This window comes from Sphingobacterium sp. UGAL515B_05, assembly GCF_033097525.1.
GTDB lineage: Bacteria > Bacteroidota > Bacteroidia > Sphingobacteriales > Sphingobacteriaceae > Sphingobacterium.
Genome location: NZ_CP109907.1, coordinates 979503 through 995370, shown reverse-complemented (window position 1 = coordinate 995370; position 15868 = coordinate 979503). Strand labels below are relative to the sequence as shown.

At 39.7% G+C, this 15868-nt stretch carries 18 protein-coding genes and 1 other RNA gene; 11 read left to right on the top strand and 8 right to left on the bottom strand.

Going from position 1 to position 15868, the window contains the following annotated elements:
- Positions 1 to 56 precede the first annotated feature (56 nt).
- From cyoE to OK025_RS03975, 7 genes are all read left to right on the top strand, one after another.
- Positions 57 to 962, top strand: a complete 906-nt coding sequence (cyoE, locus tag OK025_RS04005) for a heme o synthase (protein ID WP_070563553.1) — start codon at positions 57 to 59, stop codon at positions 960 to 962.
- A complete protein-coding gene (locus OK025_RS04000; protein ID WP_075991043.1) occupies positions 962 to 1543 on the top strand; it encodes a heme-copper oxidase subunit III in 582 nt (193 codons plus the stop codon). Before cyoE ends, OK025_RS04000 begins: the two co-directional genes overlap by 1 nt.
- 9 nt (positions 1544 to 1552) lie before the next feature.
- Positions 1553 to 2287: a cytochrome c oxidase subunit 3 gene (locus OK025_RS03995; protein ID WP_046674128.1), complete on the top strand. Its 735-nt coding sequence runs from the start codon at positions 1553 to 1555 to the stop codon at positions 2285 to 2287.
- A 26-nt stretch (positions 2288 to 2313) separates the two neighbouring features.
- The gene (locus OK025_RS03990) at positions 2314 to 2691 is read left to right on the top strand and encodes a cytochrome C oxidase subunit IV family protein (protein ID WP_075991045.1); all 378 of its coding nucleotides are present in this window, start codon (positions 2314 to 2316) and stop codon (positions 2689 to 2691) included.
- A gap of 9 nt (positions 2692 to 2700) precedes the next feature.
- Entirely contained in the window at positions 2701 to 3429 is a 729-nt protein-coding gene (locus tag OK025_RS03985; RefSeq protein ID WP_317668409.1) for an SCO family protein, read from the top strand.
- Between the two features lie 7 nt (positions 3430 to 3436).
- Positions 3437 to 3982, top strand: coding sequence for a DUF420 domain-containing protein (locus OK025_RS03980; protein WP_317668408.1), 546 nt, complete (start codon positions 3437 to 3439; stop codon positions 3980 to 3982).
- 193 nt (positions 3983 to 4175) lie between these two features.
- The gene (locus OK025_RS03975; RefSeq protein WP_317668407.1) at positions 4176 to 4631 is read left to right on the top strand and encodes an ABC transporter ATPase; all 456 of its coding nucleotides are present in this window, start codon (positions 4176 to 4178) and stop codon (positions 4629 to 4631) included.
- A gap of 118 nt (positions 4632 to 4749) precedes the next feature.
- On the opposite strand, the gene mtgA is transcribed toward OK025_RS03975, so the two are convergent.
- Positions 4750 to 5514: a monofunctional biosynthetic peptidoglycan transglycosylase gene (mtgA, locus tag OK025_RS03970; RefSeq protein WP_317668406.1), complete on the bottom strand. Its 765-nt coding sequence runs from the start codon at positions 5512 to 5514 to the stop codon at positions 4750 to 4752.
- Between the two features lie 137 nt (positions 5515 to 5651).
- Here mtgA and mutS point away from each other — a divergent pair, with 137 nt between their 5' ends.
- Positions 5652 to 8258, top strand: a complete 2607-nt coding sequence (gene mutS, locus OK025_RS03965; RefSeq protein WP_317668405.1) for a DNA mismatch repair protein MutS — start codon at positions 5652 to 5654, stop codon at positions 8256 to 8258.
- Positions 8259 to 8462: 204 nt separating this feature from the next.
- Here mutS and OK025_RS03960 read toward each other — a convergent pair whose 3' ends face one another.
- On the bottom strand, positions 8463 to 9620 hold the full coding sequence (locus OK025_RS03960; RefSeq protein ID WP_317668404.1) for a hypothetical protein: 1158 nt from the start codon (positions 9618 to 9620) through the stop codon (positions 8463 to 8465).
- A 97-nt stretch (positions 9621 to 9717) separates the two neighbouring features.
- Between OK025_RS03960 and OK025_RS03955 the strand changes: the two genes are divergently transcribed.
- Positions 9718 to 10425: a tRNA1(Val) (adenine(37)-N6)-methyltransferase gene (locus OK025_RS03955; RefSeq protein WP_317668403.1), complete on the top strand. Its 708-nt coding sequence runs from the start codon at positions 9718 to 9720 to the stop codon at positions 10423 to 10425.
- 3 nt (positions 10426 to 10428) lie between these two features.
- On the top strand, positions 10429 to 10923 hold the full coding sequence (locus OK025_RS03950) for a metallophosphoesterase family protein (RefSeq protein ID WP_088160241.1): 495 nt from the start codon (positions 10429 to 10431) through the stop codon (positions 10921 to 10923).
- Between the two features lie 17 nt (positions 10924 to 10940).
- Here the strand turns inward: OK025_RS03950 and OK025_RS03945 are convergent, their stop codons facing one another.
- Complete coding sequence (locus OK025_RS03945; RefSeq protein ID WP_120333520.1) at positions 10941 to 11249, bottom strand: cupin domain-containing protein; 309 nt, start codon at positions 11247 to 11249, stop codon at positions 10941 to 10943.
- A gap of 299 nt (positions 11250 to 11548) precedes the next feature.
- A complete protein-coding gene (locus OK025_RS03940; protein WP_046674120.1) occupies positions 11549 to 11884 on the bottom strand; it encodes a MerR family transcriptional regulator in 336 nt (111 codons plus the stop codon).
- Between the two features lie 187 nt (positions 11885 to 12071).
- On the opposite strand from OK025_RS03940, the gene OK025_RS03935 reads away from it, so the two are divergent.
- Positions 12072 to 12407: a hypothetical protein gene (locus OK025_RS03935; protein ID WP_201666327.1), complete on the top strand. Its 336-nt coding sequence runs from the start codon at positions 12072 to 12074 to the stop codon at positions 12405 to 12407.
- Between the two features lie 166 nt (positions 12408 to 12573).
- Here the strand turns inward: OK025_RS03935 and accD are convergent, their stop codons facing one another.
- The 4 genes from accD to OK025_RS03915 form a co-directional block, all read right to left on the bottom strand.
- Entirely contained in the window at positions 12574 to 13416 is an 843-nt protein-coding gene (accD, locus tag OK025_RS03930) for an acetyl-CoA carboxylase, carboxyltransferase subunit beta (protein ID WP_088160245.1), read from the bottom strand.
- Positions 13417 to 13638: 222 nt separating this feature from the next.
- Positions 13639 to 13736, bottom strand: an RNA gene (gene ffs / locus OK025_RS03925) — signal recognition particle sRNA small type.
- A gap of 305 nt (positions 13737 to 14041) precedes the next feature.
- Complete coding sequence (locus OK025_RS03920; protein WP_201666325.1) at positions 14042 to 14269, bottom strand: DUF6814 family protein; 228 nt, start codon at positions 14267 to 14269, stop codon at positions 14042 to 14044.
- Entirely contained in the window at positions 14262 to 15767 is a 1506-nt protein-coding gene (locus OK025_RS03915) for an MFS transporter (protein WP_317668402.1), read from the bottom strand. The genes OK025_RS03920 and OK025_RS03915 overlap by 8 nt, the downstream gene beginning before the upstream one ends.
- Positions 15768 to 15868 lie beyond the last annotated feature (101 nt).

Here is a 15868-nt window from a genome sequence, read left to right as displayed (position 1 = left end):
TTTATGTTTAAAAGTACGTGTTTAATTACACTGATAGTAGGAGGTCTCTTTTAGTTATGAAAGAATTTATTTCAGATTTCAAAAAGCTTGTTAAGTTGAGACTTACGTTGACGGTTGTATTTTCTGCGTCAATTGCTTTTCTGATAGGATCAAAACAACAGGGTGATATATTCTGGTTCAATTGGTTATTGTTGACTATAGGTGGTTTTCTGGTGACAGGTTCCGCTAATGGTTTTAATGAGATCATTGAAAAGGATTTGGATAAACTGATGAAACGTACGGAGGACAGACCGTTGCCATCAGGCCGCATGACAACAGGACAGGCTTTGGTATTGAGTGTCTTTATGGGCATCTTAGGAACCTTGGTGCTTGTTCGTTTAAATTTTGTCGCTGGTCTGCTGTCGGTTTTCTGTATCCTTCTTTACGCCTTTATCTATACACCATTAAAAAGAAAATCACCAATAGCAGTGTTTGTCGGCGCGTTTCCGGGTGCATTTCCGCCATTAATTGGATATTATGCAGCCTTTTCGCAGGACGATTTAGCCTACTATAGTGGACATAATGAAGCGGCAATTATTATTATTCCCTTTGTGTTGTTTGCTATTCAGTTTTTATGGCAGTTTCCGCATTTCTGGGCAATTGCCTGGGTTGTGGATGATGACTATAAGTTAGCGGGCTTTCGCTTATTGCCGACGACAAAACGTGATAAGATATCTGCGTTTATGGTATTCATTTCAGGTTTGTTTATGATACCTGCAGGTTTTATACCTTATCATTTTGGCTTTGGTGGAATTTGGTTTACGATTGTATCCGTGGTCGGAGGAATAATGTTTGGTTATTACGGTTATTTGCTGTTTAAGAATTGTGATATTCCTTCAGCGAAGAAAGTGATGTTTACCTCATTTATTTATTTACCTGTGACACAACTCGTATTATTGCTTAACTTTATTCCGTTGAAATAATGTTAGATATACAGGCACAAACTGACGAGAAGTTAGTACAGAGAAAAGCCCAAAAGTTCAACCTATGGTTGGGTATGTTGGGTATGTTCATGATGTTTGCGGCGTTATCCAGTGGTTTCATTGTATATACAGCGAGCGGCGTGGACAAAGGGATTAAGACCCTATTGCCAAATGCACTTTTATATAGTACCTTGGTGATTGTGGTTAGTAGTCTAACGATGTTTTTAGCACATAAAGCGGCTAAAAATGGCGAGTCTTCCAAACAGCGGTTGTTTTTGATAGCAACTTTTATTTTGGGAGTTGTATTTTTTGCCTTGCAAGTTCATGCTTGGAATGTATTGATCGATAGGGGTGTTTATTTTGTGAATAACAATGCATCACAATCTTTTATTTACGTTTTTATATGGATGCACTTGGCGCATATTATTGCGGGGTTGATCGTTTTGATTGGCGCGATTATAGGAATTAATAAACTTCCTAAAGACGGCAATCTTTTCCGCATGGATCTTGCCAGTATTTTTTGGCATTTTCTCGATCTTTTATGGATTTATATATATGTTTTCTTACTTTTGAATCAATAATAGTAAACAATGAGTACAACAGTATCGCAATTGGATAAGGTAAAAACTGGTCCATGGAATGGTGGAAAATCACCTTGGAACTTAGAGTATGGAAAAATCATGATGTGGTTTTTCTTGGTAGGGGATGCCTTCACATTTTCTGCATTTTTGGTTTATTATGGCGCACAACGCTTTTCTCATCCAACATGGCCTGATCCCGATAAGATCTTCCAATCTATCCCAGGAATTGCAGAACATGGTCAACCGTTGGTATTTGTCGGTTTGATGACCTTCATTTTGATTATGTCATCTGTAACGATGGTTTTGGCCGTGGAAGCTGGTCATCGTAATCAAAAAAATGAAGTTGTTAAATGGATGCTTTGGACTATTTTGGGAGGTATCTGTTTCGTTGGTTGTCAGGCTATCGAGTGGACTCACTTACACCACATGGGTTTCTGGTTTGGTAAAAATCCAGCAACAGGTTTGGAAGGTGATGCCATCAAAACAGCATTAATGCCATATTTCACACATGACATTTCTTATACTTCGGCCTTGCAGTTTGCTAACTTGTTCTTTACAATTACTGGTTTTCACGGTTTCCACGTTACTGTGGGAATTATTTTGAATATCATTATTCTATGTATGACATTAAATAATACATTCGAAAATCGTGGTTCTTACCTTATGATCGAGAAAGTAGGTTTATATTGGCACTTTGTGGATTTAGTGTGGGTATTCGTCTTTACGTTCTTCTACTTAATCTAATTCCGAAATAATAAATTTAGATAGCTATGTCACAATATCAAGATAATATCGCTCATGGCGAGCACGCTCACGAAGGTGGAATGGATAAGAAAGCCATCTGGAGAGTATTTGGTGTACTTTTGGCCCTTACTTGTCTAGAGTTTTTAATTGCATTGGGCTTTGTACACCACTGGCAAATTTTAGCTAAAGGTGCGTTAGTAAATACTATTTATATCGTGCTTACTTTAGTTAAAGCTTATTATATCGTTGCATTCTTTATGCACTTGAAATTCGAAAAGTCAAGTTTCATTGTTACCGTTGCAATTGTGTTTATTTTTATTATTTATTTTATTGTTTTGATGCTTGTTGAAGGAGGGCACTTGGCATCTGCTTTTCAAGAACATCAATTGTTTCCAAATAAATAGGTAAAGTGAATGGATAATAATACTGGACAAAAGAAAGGTATTAAAACTATATTGATCCTGGCAGTAATTCTTTTATTGCCAGGATTTTTATATTTTATACTAAATAAAAGTGGCTCGAATAGCTACGCTTCTTTGCCAATTTTTGGGAAGAAAGAGGTTCCGGGAACTACCCATCGTAAATGGGGACGTGATATTCCAGATACCATCTATCATACTGTACCCCCAGTTGATTTTGTGAATTTTGATGGCAAGAAAGTGCATCTATTGGATAATGATACAACACTTTCTGTCGTCCATCTGATGTACTCTAGAGATGCTTCATTATCGCGGACGATGATTAAGCGTTTGGATCAAATCGCTAATCGATTTATTCAGAATAAGAAGGTCCGCTTATATTCAATTACAGTTGATACAGCATACGATACGCCAGAAGTGTTAACCAAATACGCAAAAGTTTACAAACCTTGGACCAAATCTTGGTTTTTTGTGACAGATCCTTCTGTTGATATCTTTAAATTTGCCAAGGAAAGTTTGCTGCAGGATGCACTTGTCAATAACGAAGGCAGCAAACCATTTATTATTGGTTCTAATTATCTTTTACTTGATACAAAAGGACGTATAAGAGGTATTTATGACATTAATGTCAAAACGGATGTTGACCGCCTTGAGGATGAAATCAAATTATTATTGGTCGAGGAAGTCCGAAACCATCCAGCTACAATAGAACAAAAGAGATAATTATATCATGGAAGAGAGTCTTAACAAGGAGAAAAAGTATAGTAAATGGATTTGGGTGCTATCTATTGCTATCCCGATAGTGGTTGCTATCCTTTTCACAGTGAATTTACAAAAGCTGGGGTATGATGTAAAGCCGCTAACATTTTTGCCTCCCATCTACGCGGCTATCAATGGGATTACGGCTATACTGCTTTTTTGGGCAGTGGCTGCGATAAAAAAGGGCAATAAGCCTTTGCACGAGCGTTTGATCAAAATGTGTATTGCTTGCTCCTTAGCTTTTCTGGCGATGTATGTCGCTTATCACATGACTTCAATCGAAACAAAATATGGTGGCGAGGGAATTTTGAGACCGATCTATTTCTTTATCCTGATCACGCATATTTTGCTTTCCATTATCATTATCCCTTTCGTACTCTTTACATTTGTTAGAGGCATATCGGGTTCTTATGAGCGTCATAAAAAGCTTGCCCGTATTACTTATCCAATGTGGCTTTATGTAGCTGTTACTGGCGTGATCGTTTATTTGATGATCTCTCCGTATTATATTGGTTAGTGATAAGGGTTGAGGGTCACGGTATTGTGATGAAATACAATGGCACGCCGGATTCGACTTGTTGAATCTGGTTTAATATTTAAATGAAATCGGATGGATGGAGACTATACTCCATATATCCGGGAGTATAAACAGTATCGGATTAATCAGTTGATTCGTATCGGCTAGATGGATCTGTAAAAATCATTCGCATATGAAGCGTATCTGGATTTATCAGGCAGATCGCCTGTTAACGGCGACAGAGGGGCAGGAGATTGTTACTGACCTGGAAGCTTTTGCCGAACAGTGGAAAGTACATGGAAAACCACTTTCGGCTTCCGCAGAATTGCGGGATAATCTTTTTATTATTCTTAAAGTGGACGAGGAAGTCGCCGCTGCATCGGGTTGTTCTATTGATAGTTCGGTTCGATTTTTAAAAGGACTTGAATCCAAGTACGGTATTCAACTATTTGATCGCATGCAATTTGCTTATAAAGCGGATCAGGGCATAGGCGTGGTTAACCGTGACGGATTTGAGCAGCTGCTGGCAGACGGTACCATCAACGATAATACCTTAGTATTTGATAATACCATTACCCATGAGCATCAAATGGAAGACGCTTGGGTAATACCCTTCCATAAAAGCTGGCATAAACGACTTTTTAGGTAAGTTGTAAAACAAGTTATATAAGAAAGGCCATATGTTAATATGGCCTTTCTTTTTGATCTATAGATCTGTATTGCTTCTCTTCAGATCCATCCGTCGAATAGCGATATTTTAGTTTCGCTTATTCAGGAATAGTGTAATGATGCATATATTTTGCTATCGCATTTGCGCGTCTATTGACATAAGCAGATGGGTTACGTGCATCCCATTCTCTGGGGTTAGGTAATATGGCTATAATCAATGCGGCTTGTTTTTTGGAAAGATTGCTGCCTGTTTTGCTAAAATAATAGGAAGCTGCCGCATCAGCACCATAAACTCCCTGTCCCATTTCAATCACATTGAGATAAACTTCAAGGATGCGTTTCTTGCTCCAGAATGTTTCGATAAGAATAGTAAAGTAGGTCTCGAAGCCTTTTCTTAACCAGGAGCGCCCCGGCCATAGAAAGACATTTTTGGCGACCTGCTGACTGATAGTACTTCCGCCGCGTAATTTCTTTCCCTGTGCATTTTTTTTAATGGCATTCTGAATGCCTTGCATGTCGAATCCCCAGTGTGTCATAAAGTGAGCATCTTCTCCTGCAATGGCTGCTAACTTTAGGTTGTCCGAAAGTTCATCGTAATCCAGCCAGTTTTTTTCCAGTTTAAATCCCTTGCCCTGTTCTTTTAGCTCAAACCCACGTTGAATCATCAACCAAGTGATGGGAGGGTTAATAAACCGCAGGCTAATGACCCAAAAGAGTGAAATACCAATAAAATAAAGGACTACCCGTGTCACAATGCGCAGGATAGGGGATTTTATGGACTTCAATGGGGTGAAGGATTTTTTTTTGAAGGTATTTTGTTGTTTGCTGGACGTATTTTGTTTACCAGATCTTTTGATGGCCATGACTAATTTTTTTCGGATACAAACTTAGCTTATATTCTTGTTTAATGGAAATGATTTTGTCGAGAAGTTGAGTGTATCGTTTGCCAAAGCGACGATATTATCCTATTTTTACGCTTCATAAAAATTGATTTTAAAAGTTGGCAAAAGAAAAGAAAGTAACCCCATTGATGCAACAGTACAATGCGATCAAGATTAAGTATCCTGGAGCGTTGTTGTTGTTCCGTGTTGGCGATTTTTACGAGACCTTTGGTGAGGATGCGATCAAAGCTGCCCAGATTTTGGGCATCGTTTTGACAAAGCGTGGCAATGGCTCGGAATCGGAGACTGCATTGGCTGGTTTTCCCCATCATTCCTTGGAAACCTATCTTCCGAAACTGGTGCGTGCTGGCCAACGGGTGGCGATCTGTGATCAGTTGGAGGACCCGAAGACGACAAAAACAATCGTTAAGCGCGGTGTGACCGAGCTGGTGACCCCTGGAGTCTCCTACAGTGACAATATTGTTCAACAGAAATCGAATAATTATTTAGCATCAATTTTTATCGAAAAGGAGCGGATCGGTATTTCTTTCCTCGATATTTCAACAGGCGAATTTCTGGTTGCTCAAGGTAGTGTGGCCTATATTGATAAATTGCTTCAAGGCTTTAAACCGAGAGAAATTATTCTTTCCAAAAAACAGAGTAAGGATTTTATCGAACAATTCGGATCACATTATTATACCTATTTTCTTGACGAATGGCCTTATACGGGAGACTATGCTACTGAAACGTTATTAAAGCATTTTGAAGTCTCGTCGATGAAAGGATTTGGCGTGGATCGCATGACCGTAGGGGTTGTTGCTGCTGGTGTAGCATTGCATTACCTCAATGAAACCGAGCATCGTAACCTGCAGCACATTTCTACGCTTTCCCGTATTGAAGAGGACCGTTTTATGTGGCTGGATCGTTTTACGATTCGCAATTTGGAATTAATCGGGTCGTTGAATGAAAATGCGGTTACGCTATCCGATGTACTGGATCATACATCCAGTCCAATGGGAGCGCGTCTGCTCAAGCGCTGGATCGTGATGCCGCTCAAAGACAGAAAGAGTATTCAGGAGCGATTGAATGTGGTCGATTTCTTTTTCACTAACCGTGACTTACGGGATGAACTGATTGTTCAGATCAAACAGGTGGGCGATCTGGAACGTTTAATTTCCAAGATCGGACTGCAAAAAGCAAATCCGCGGGAAATTGTGCAATTGAAGCGCGCATTATATGCTATTGAGAAATTGAAGGAACTTACAGATCGTAAAGATGCTGATGCTCTTCGGACAATCTCAGATCAGTTAGATGCTTGTGCTGTTATACGTGAAAAAATAGAGGAACAGGTTCAGGCGGAACCTCCTGTCGCAATCAATAAAGGGAGTGTAATCGCGGAAGGGGTGGACCCTGAATTGGATCGATTGCGCAAGATCGCTTTTGGTGGCAAAGATTATCTGCTTGAGATCCAAAAAAGGGAAGCGGAACTCACAGGGATTCCTTCTTTAAAAATAGCGTTCAATAATGTTTTCGGTTATTATCTGGAGGTCACTAATACACACAAAGATAAGGTTCCGACGACGTGGATCCGTAAACAGACACTGGTGAATGCAGAACGTTACGTTACGGAGGAACTTAAAGAATATGAAGAACAGATTCTCGGTGCTGAGGAGAAGATCCAAGCGCTTGAGAATAGATTATATGCTGAGCTATTGGTTGCCATTGCAGAATACATTAAACCTATTCAGCTCAACGCCCAGCTCATAGCTAAGTTGGATGTACTGCTTAACTTTGCTGTTGTAGCGGAGAAAAACTATTATGTAAAACCCGAAGTCAGCGAGAGCAAGATTTTGGATATTAAAGGTGGAAGACACCCTGTCATTGAAAGAAACCTGCCAATAGGTGAGGATTATATTACCAATGATACTTTTTTAGATCCGAAAACACAGCAGATTATTATTATTACGGGCCCTAACATGGCGGGTAAATCGGCGTTGCTCCGTCAGACTGGATTGATCGTGCTAATGGCGCAAATTGGTTGCTTCGTTCCAGCAAAAGAGGCTAAGATTGGCCTGGTTGACAAAATTTTCACCCGTGTAGGTGCTTCGGACAATCTTTCTTCAGGTGAATCTACGTTTATGGTGGAGATGAATGAAACCGCGAGCATCATGAATAATCTATCGGACCGCAGTCTTATTCTTTTGGATGAAATCGGTCGTGGTACAAGCACTTATGACGGTATTTCTATTGCTTGGGCTATTGCCGAGTTTTTACATAATCATCCTGCTGCTAAGGCAAAAACCTTGTTTGCCACGCATTACCATGAATTAAACGAGCTGACTACTTCGCTGGATCGTATAAAAAACTATAATGTAACGGTGAAGGAGGTTAATAACAAAGTTATTTTCTTGCGTAAACTTGTTCCAGGAGGATCAGAGCATAGTTTCGGAATCCATGTGGCAAAGCTCGCTGGAATGCCGCAAAAGTTGCTTAATCGGGCTAACCAAATCTTGAAAAGGCTGGAGCAGGAGCGCACAGGTGGTGAGCAGATTAAAGATAGCATGCGCAAAATCCAAAAACAGGCCTACCAATTGCAGATGTTTTCTATTGATGATCCTGTCTTGAATAAGATCAGGGATATGCTGAATAATCTGGATGTTAATTCGCTTACTCCGGTTGAAGCATTAATGAAATTGGATGAGATACAACGCCTTTTAAAGAATTAAATCTTCCTTTGGGCTTGGACACTTGCTCTCAAGCGGAATTTGTTTTTTCGATTTACATACGCCAGATGATGTTTTTTAATACAAACATCATCTGGCGTATTTTTTTTCTGAAAGTGTCTGATCTTATTGGCCAGAAAGAACCTTCGGCTCGCTTTTGTTCCTGTTGGTGTCAGCGAAGTCATCAGGTTTTTGAAGGCTATTTGTTTAAAACCTGAAGAATAGCTCCAAGCTTCCGTAATTTGCCTGTATCGGGATCAATACCTTACTGCTTGCATCATAAGGCGTGTAATGATAGCCGAGTTCGAAACCGATGTACTTTTGGTTTTTCATGCGAAATAGGGATGCGAGACCAAGTCCTAAGTGCACATTATTGATGGTTACCATACGATCGGTGTATCCACCATCATAATAATAACCATCCGGATCATAATAACCGGAAGAATAAGCGCTTTCTGTGATGCCGGTATCTGTAATATCTATGCCAAGGATACCTTTTGGAATCAGTATAAATTTGTCGTTGTCAAAAACTTTGTAACCTACAGTACCGCCCATAAATGCGGTCGCTGAAGAATTGACCGAAACATTGGAGCCCTCGTAATTGTAATCAATATTGCGGTCGTTTGAGTTGATGCGTACCTTGAAGCCACCTTCGAAAATAAATTTTCTTTCCAGCGAGCTCATCAGCATAAATCCAAAGTTTATGTTGGTTCCGAAAATTTTGTTGGCTCCGCCTAGCGGGGTGACTACGCCGATTGAAGGAACATAGCCCATTTTGGCTTTCTGTCTATCTCTGTACACTTTGGGGGTTGGAAACCGCTGTTGATTATCTTGTTCGTTAGCTTGTCGGTCTTGTACGGCACTGGCAACTTCAGTATCTGAAAAAAGCTGTAAAATATCTTTTTCCTGATCGGTTAACGTATAACTATCGGAAGCAAGCAGGGCTTTGGCTCTTACTTTTATCAAGCCGTCCAGGGGATGCCTTAATGGCACGAAATTGTATTTTTCCTTATGCTGTTCGTATTGTGTTGAAAAATCGTCCTGGTCTGCCGCATCCAGTCTTTGTAGAAAATTTTTATCGAATTGATTGTCTATATAATGTTTGATCTCTGTTGTGGTATTCTTTTTTTCAATGATGTATATAAGAATACGTAAACGCTGTACAAACTCGTTGGTACCACAGCTAGCTTGTATACTATTGAGTAAAGGATCAATTTTGTCAAAGTCATTGTTGTTCAATGTTTTTGTCAATAAGGGAAGTATTTCAGCTGTATGCCGGTCACAATTCTCTTGTGCATGCAATAGTTTTGTAGGAAGCACACCAATGATGATCAATATTATTAGAGCAAGCTGACGGATATTCATGGCTTATATAGATTTGTTGCTGACTAAATTAGCAAATAAATTGCAGGATACACTGGTTTGTTTGTACCAAAGGTTCTAAAAGTTTTATCTTTGACGTATGGCGTCGATATTTCGGTTTAAACAGTTTGAGGTTGATCAGTCTGACTGTGCAATGAAAATTAACACAGATGGCGTACTGCTGGCTTCCTTGCTGGAAGTAGAAGTTGTGGATCGTGTACTGGACGTAGGTACAGGTACGGGAGTCATTGCATTGATGTTGGCTCAACGGCTCGTAGACAGCAGGGTAGAGGCTGTCGAAATTGACCCTTTGGCTGCTGCGATGGCTGACAGAAACTTCCGTAATTCCATTTTCCAGGAACGTTTAGTGCTGCATGCTTCCTCCTTTCAACAAATGGATGTACAAGGGCATTACGATCTGATCGTATCAAATCCACCTTTTTATACAGATTCCTTACATAATCCGGATGAACGCAAAAAGCTGGCGCGTCATACCGATCTGGATTTTTTTGCTGAACTGCTTGATTTCGCCGCTTTACGCTTATCGGATCGGGGAAAATTAGTGCTGATCGTTCCAACAGCATTAGCGGAAACGTTGACTAAAATTTCAGCGGAAAGGGGATTATATTGTTCCAATGAAGTGCAAATAAGCTCTTTTGAAGGGGAATCGGCCATTCGGAAAATCGTTACCTTTGAACGCTTACGTGTCGAACGGCTCGCTCAACGTACGTTTGTTATTTATGCCGCCAAGGGTATTTATTCAGAAGCTTATCGAAATGCCTTGGCACCTTATTTTTTAGCTTTTTAAGTGATGACAAAGATCGGATTACTCTCAGATACACATTCTTTTTTAGATGAAGCTGTATTTACTCATTTTGCAGCCTGCGACGAGATATGGCATGTGGGCGATTTTGGTGATCCTGATGTTGCGGATCGGTTAGCAGCTTTTAAACCACTTCGCGGAGTATACGGAAACATTGATGGTCAAGAAATTCGTTTACAATTTCCAGAAGATTTGAGGTTTAGGTGTGAGGAAGTGGACGTCTTTATGACACATATTGGTGGTTATCCAGGGAAATATGCCGCACGCATAAAAGGGGAATTGATGAAAAATCCACCTAAATTATTTATCACTGGACATTCACATATCCTAAAGGTTATCTTCGACCCCAAGATCCATTGTCTCCATCTCAACCCTGGGGCAGCAGGTAAGCAGGGCTGGCACAAAGTAAGGACATTAATGCGGTTTGAGATCAATAAAGATAAAATTGAGAACCTGGAGGTTATTGAACTCAAAGATCGTTAAGTCACCCAGACTCTTCTTTAGTCTTTTTTATGAATAGACAGCCGGACGATACTTTGGGTAATGGCAAAGAGATCGTGCGGTACATTCGGCTCTAATGTTACTAACATGCCTTTTGTTAGACTGATTTTGCTTCCGTTAACGCCAAAATCAATATTGCCTTCGACAATTTCTACAATAATTGATGCAGCTGTTTTATGCTCCTTTAGATATTGCCCTTCTGCAAAAGCCAAGCGATATTCTTTGCTGCCATTTGTTTCTAGCAGGAGGTCCATTTTGGGTTTTTTGTCCTGAAATGTGACGTTTTGAAAAATAGATGCTGTCTGCATGGTCGTTTTGCTATTATCTGTTGTTGCTAATATATTGTTGATAAAGGTCCTGTAAATAGGTCTGTAAGATCAGGGCGTGGGTATGGATGGTGATGGGGGGCTTTCATGGCTATATTTATAAAATAACGCTATTACTGATATTAAAATAAATATATGATTTTCAGCTGTAAAATGTGTCAGCTCGTTATCTTATTTGTTCTATAATCGAACGAATTTCCCTCTCGGATAGACGGGAAGAAGTTGGTCAAAACGATGGAAAGTTTCCTATTGCAGGAGTTTTAAAAACAAGTTCACAGGTACTATAGTGAATCACGAACTTCAAGCAGAAAGTTCTTCAACCGCTCCAATGAATCTACAACACGTTGATTTTCTTTTGCCTCAGATTTGTTGTCACGCAGGTAATCACGTGCACCCTGTAGTGTATAACCTTTATCTTTAACCAAATTGAAGATGATCTTTAAATTGGCAATATCTTCTTGCGTAAATAAGCGATTGCCTTTTTTGTTTTTCTTAGGTTGTAGAATGTCAAATTCACGCTCATAAAAACGTATTTGGGACGCATTTACATCAAACATTTCTGTAACTTCTCCCATTGTATAATACAATTTATTTATTTCACGCTCTTTGTACGGCATATCTTCACGATTAATCTATAGCAAACTTAATAAAAATTCCAATTCAAAAAGAAATTTTTGCGATCTCTTATCTGATCAGGTACTGACCGGGAGGGGTATCGTACAATTCTGAGAAGCCAATAATAATTGTGTATAAAGGTAAATTTTTCTAAGTTTGACTAGTTTGAAAACGGTCTTGACATCCTATATGATTATAGTTAGCAAATTTTGGACGAATTTCTTCTCTTTTGGAAAAGCCAATGCAATTACTATTTATCCTTTTATCTTTCTGAAAAGTACCTTTTTTAAACAGCAGGACGACTTGATTCGTCATGAGCGTATACATTTGCGACAGGCGCTTGAATTAGGTATTCTCTTTTTCTATGTATGGTATCTCATAGAATTTGCCGTTCATTTTATTCAATTTAGAGATTTTGATAAAGCTTACCGGCGTATTTCTTTCGAGCGGGAAGCGTATGACAGGGAGGGCGAAACAGATTATTTGTCCAAAAGAAAAATATGGGCTTTTTGGCGATATCTTTAAAAGAATGGTCTATTCAACCCTGCCATAAAAGCCTCATAAGGTCACAGGCTCAACAGTTATGAGCTGAATTGAAGCCGCTTTCTAGCGGATAAAAGAGATACCTTCAGAAAAGAAAGCGGTGCCAAGAGTATTCTTGGCACCGCTTTCTTTTTTATTTTGAGGATGATTATCCCACTAATTTAAGATAAGTAGCTACTTTGTTTTTTAACTGTCTACGGTCGACAATGAAATCCAAAAATCCATGCTCAAGAACAAATTCTGAAGTCTGGAATCCTTTTGGAAGATCCTTTTTGATTGTTTCTTTAATGACACGTGGTCCTGCAAATCCGATTAATGCTCCCGGTTCTGCGATATTCACATCACCTAACATTGCGTAAGATGCTGTAACTCCTCCTGTGGTAGGGTCTGTCAATAAACAAACGTAAGGAAGTCCTGCCTTTGCCAATAATGCTAATTTAGCCGAAGTTTTAGCCATTTGCATCAATGAAAATGCGGCTTCCATCATACGTGCACCTCCTGATTTGGAGATTAGCATAAATGGAATTTTATGCTCAATACAGTAATCTATTGAACGTGCGATTTTTTCACCAACGACAGATCCCATTGATCCGCCGATGAAACTAAAGTCCATACAAGCAATAACAATGTCTTGACCATTCATTTTTCCATGGCCAGAACGTAAAGCATCTTTCAGGCCTGTTTTGGCTTGACTTTCCTTTAAACGTTCAGGGTATGGCTTTGAATCGAAAAATTCTAATGGATCACCAGAATTTAGATTAGGGAATAGTTCTGTAAATTCGTTATTGTCAAATAAAATTGAAAAATATTCTTTGGAGCCAATTCTTAAGTGGTGGCCACAATATTGACAAACATAGTCGTTTTCTACTTGTTCAAGATGCAACAATGGTTTTTTACATGTGGGACATTTGTTCCACATACCATCAGGTGCTTCTTTTTTATTAGCGGTAGCTGTGCTAATACCAGCTTTTTCTCTTTTAAACCAACTCATACGATAGTTCTTATTCGATTACAAACTTATATAAATTTGCTTTTATATACAATTATAATTGTGTTGAATGTACATGCCAAGCGATTAAAACTCCTTGTGTAGCAGGGCTTCTATAAATAGGGGAAATGCGGGTAACAATTGGGATATATAAGATATTTAGCTGATTATTAGGTTAGAATTGAATTTTGGACCGGAGGATTAGTCAAAAAAATGGGCATAAAAAAAGGGTAAGCTACTCCTATCGCACCGCTCAACCAAATACCCTTGCTTTGTTCCCAACCTGGGGGAGTCAATGGGAGCTGGTCGTAGAAGACTTACCCGCCACAAAAGTAGAAAAAAAAACAGTTTTAGGAAAGAAAAAATGCTATTTTATCTTATGCTGCTGATTATCATTGCAATAAATTATATTTAGGAGCTGCTCTTAGCGCTTTTTTATGATGGAAAATAGTGGGTATCCGTGTAAATCCGCTAAAAATGGTGTAAAATAAGTGCTTGACGAAGTCCATTGGTTGTAATTGTTCTTTTGAAAACGTCGGAAGTAGTATAATCTAGTGTATAGGAGATCGACTTTGAATAGGCTGAATAGTCTAGTTTCCCTTATTCAAAATCGATCTCATTTTTTGGACTACATTTTTTCTTGATTGTATTCGCCCAATAGGGAATAATAGCCAAATAAGCCGAGTCCTATGGAGATTATGGGAGTTAAAATGCACAGGATAATGATACCAAATACCAGATCTTCCTGATGTCCCGTTGAAATCTTTGGCAGGGCCAGTTCAAAAATGGAGAAATAGGCAGTAAACAATGCTAAAACGATCCAAATTATGCCGAGGAATTTTTTGAGATTATTCATGTGTTGGGGGAGTTGATTTGTTGTTGATATAGATACTGCCAATGATAAAACATACAATGGCAATGATAATAGGGTACCATAAACCTGCAAGATAGAATTGCGGAGTAGCGGATGCTTCGGCATTTGTCGTTAAGTACGTCGATACAGCTGGTAGGAGCCCGCCGAATATTCCATTTCCAACATGATAGGGCAAGGACATGGAGGTGTAGCGGATCTTTACAGGAAATAGTTCAACAAGAAATGCCGCAATGGGCCCGTACACCATTGTAATATAAATCACTTGTATAAAGATCAGCAGGACGAGCAGCATATAGTTCTTCCCTGCAAGATGGACTGTGGTTTTGGTCATTGGCTGTCCCTTGAGTTTTCCTGACTGATGTATCATGCTGGTTCTTGTAACTTCTGTCTGGTCCTCATATTGAGTCTTGGTGATCGAAATAGTTTCCGTTGATTGCGGCCCGCTGGGGGCCTCCGTTGTTTCGTTCACCTTGACTTTCTGTTCTGCATTGGACAGTTGGTACATGGATTCGTATATAGGTCGATAAGTCAATACGGCAAGTAACATCCCACCGAGCATGATCCATTTTCGTCCAACTTTGTCACTAAGCCACCCAAATACGACAAAAAAAGGAGTTCCCAAAAGTAATGCGATACCAAGAATCGTATCGGCCTGGTCAGATTGAAGATGCATGACCGTCTTCATGAAACTCATCGAGTAAAACTGTCCGGTATACCAAACAACGCCCTGTCCCATGGCTGCGCCAAAAAGTGCGAGCAGGACAAATTTGAGGTTATAGCGGTTGCCAAAGCTTTCTTTTAGTGGATTTGCACTTGTTTTTCCTTCCGCTTTGGCCTTGCTAAATTCGGGTGATTCCTTCATCTTCTTACGAATAAGATAGGAAACGTATACCATGACTAAAGATAGGAGGAAGGGAACCCGCCATCCCCAAGAATCAAATTGTGATTCGCTGAGAAATCCTTTGGTCAGGAGGATGACAACGAGTGATATAAAAAGGCCAAAAGTAGCAGTTGTTTGTATCCATGATGTCCAATAGCCCCGCTGGCCCAATGGGGCATGTTCGGCGACGTAAGTTGCCGCACCGCCATATTCTCCTCCTAGGGCAAGACCTTGCAAGAGACGAAGGATCAGCACCAGCAGCGGGGCCCAAAACCCAATACTCGCATAGCTGGGGATACAACCTATGAGAAATGTTGCTCCGCCCATGAGCATTAAAGTAACCATAAATGTATATTTTCGACCGATAATATCACCTAGTCGCCCAAAAAATAGGGCGCCAAATGGCCGGACAACAAATCCTGCAGCAAATGTAGCTAGGGTGGAAAGAAAAGCCGCAGTTGGATTGTCTGCAGGAAAAAATTTAGTGGAGATGACAATGGAAAGGCTGCCAAAGATAAAAAAGTCGTACCATTCAATCAGTGTTCCCATGGAAGATGCTCCGATGACTTTCCAGATACTTTTTGTATTGTTTTCGTTCATTAATTGTTGGTTTTTGTTGTTGGTTTATGGTTTAGTTCACTTATTTTAGAGGTAGCATATGCTATTTTACCACAGAGGGGCCATTAGAATGCGAGGGGCCT

Excerpts from the sequence above, each read along its gene's own strand:
- OK025_RS03975 (WP_317668407.1), top strand. The coding sequence starts at position 4,176 with ATGAAGCGTATCTGGATTTATCAGGCAGATCGCCTGTTAACGGCGACA.
- OK025_RS03960 (WP_317668404.1), bottom strand. The coding sequence starts at position 9,620 with ATGAATATCCGTCAGCTTGCTCTAATAATATTGATCATCATTGGTGTG.
- OK025_RS03995 (WP_046674128.1), top strand. The coding sequence starts at position 1,553 with ATGAGTACAACAGTATCGCAATTGGATAAGGTAAAAACTGGTCCATGG.
- OK025_RS03990 (WP_075991045.1), top strand. The coding sequence starts at position 2,314 with ATGTCACAATATCAAGATAATATCGCTCATGGCGAGCACGCTCACGAA.
- OK025_RS03980 (WP_317668408.1), top strand. The coding sequence starts at position 3,437 with ATGGAAGAGAGTCTTAACAAGGAGAAAAAGTATAGTAAATGGATTTGG.
- OK025_RS04000 (WP_075991043.1), top strand. The coding sequence starts at position 962 with ATGTTAGATATACAGGCACAAACTGACGAGAAGTTAGTACAGAGAAAA.
- accD (WP_088160245.1), bottom strand. The coding sequence starts at position 13,416 with ATGAGTTGGTTTAAAAGAGAAAAAGCTGGTATTAGCACAGCTACCGCT.
- OK025_RS03920 (WP_201666325.1), bottom strand. The coding sequence starts at position 14,269 with ATGAATAATCTCAAAAAATTCCTCGGCATAATTTGGATCGTTTTAGCA.
- cyoE (WP_070563553.1), top strand. The coding sequence starts at position 57 with ATGAAAGAATTTATTTCAGATTTCAAAAAGCTTGTTAAGTTGAGACTT.
- OK025_RS03935 (WP_201666327.1), top strand. The coding sequence starts at position 12,072 with ATGATTATAGTTAGCAAATTTTGGACGAATTTCTTCTCTTTTGGAAAA.
- OK025_RS03985 (WP_317668409.1), top strand. The coding sequence starts at position 2,701 with ATGGATAATAATACTGGACAAAAGAAAGGTATTAAAACTATATTGATC.
- mtgA (WP_317668406.1), bottom strand. The coding sequence starts at position 5,514 with ATGGCCATCAAAAGATCTGGTAAACAAAATACGTCCAGCAAACAACAA.
- OK025_RS03950 (WP_088160241.1), top strand. The coding sequence starts at position 10,429 with ATGACAAAGATCGGATTACTCTCAGATACACATTCTTTTTTAGATGAA.
- OK025_RS03955 (WP_317668403.1), top strand. The coding sequence starts at position 9,718 with ATGGCGTCGATATTTCGGTTTAAACAGTTTGAGGTTGATCAGTCTGAC.
- OK025_RS03945 (WP_120333520.1), bottom strand. The coding sequence starts at position 11,249 with ATGCAGACAGCATCTATTTTTCAAAACGTCACATTTCAGGACAAAAAA.
- OK025_RS03915 (WP_317668402.1), bottom strand. The coding sequence starts at position 15,767 with ATGAACGAAAACAATACAAAAAGTATCTGGAAAGTCATCGGAGCATCT.
- OK025_RS03940 (WP_046674120.1), bottom strand. The coding sequence starts at position 11,884 with ATGCCGTACAAAGAGCGTGAAATAAATAAATTGTATTATACAATGGGA.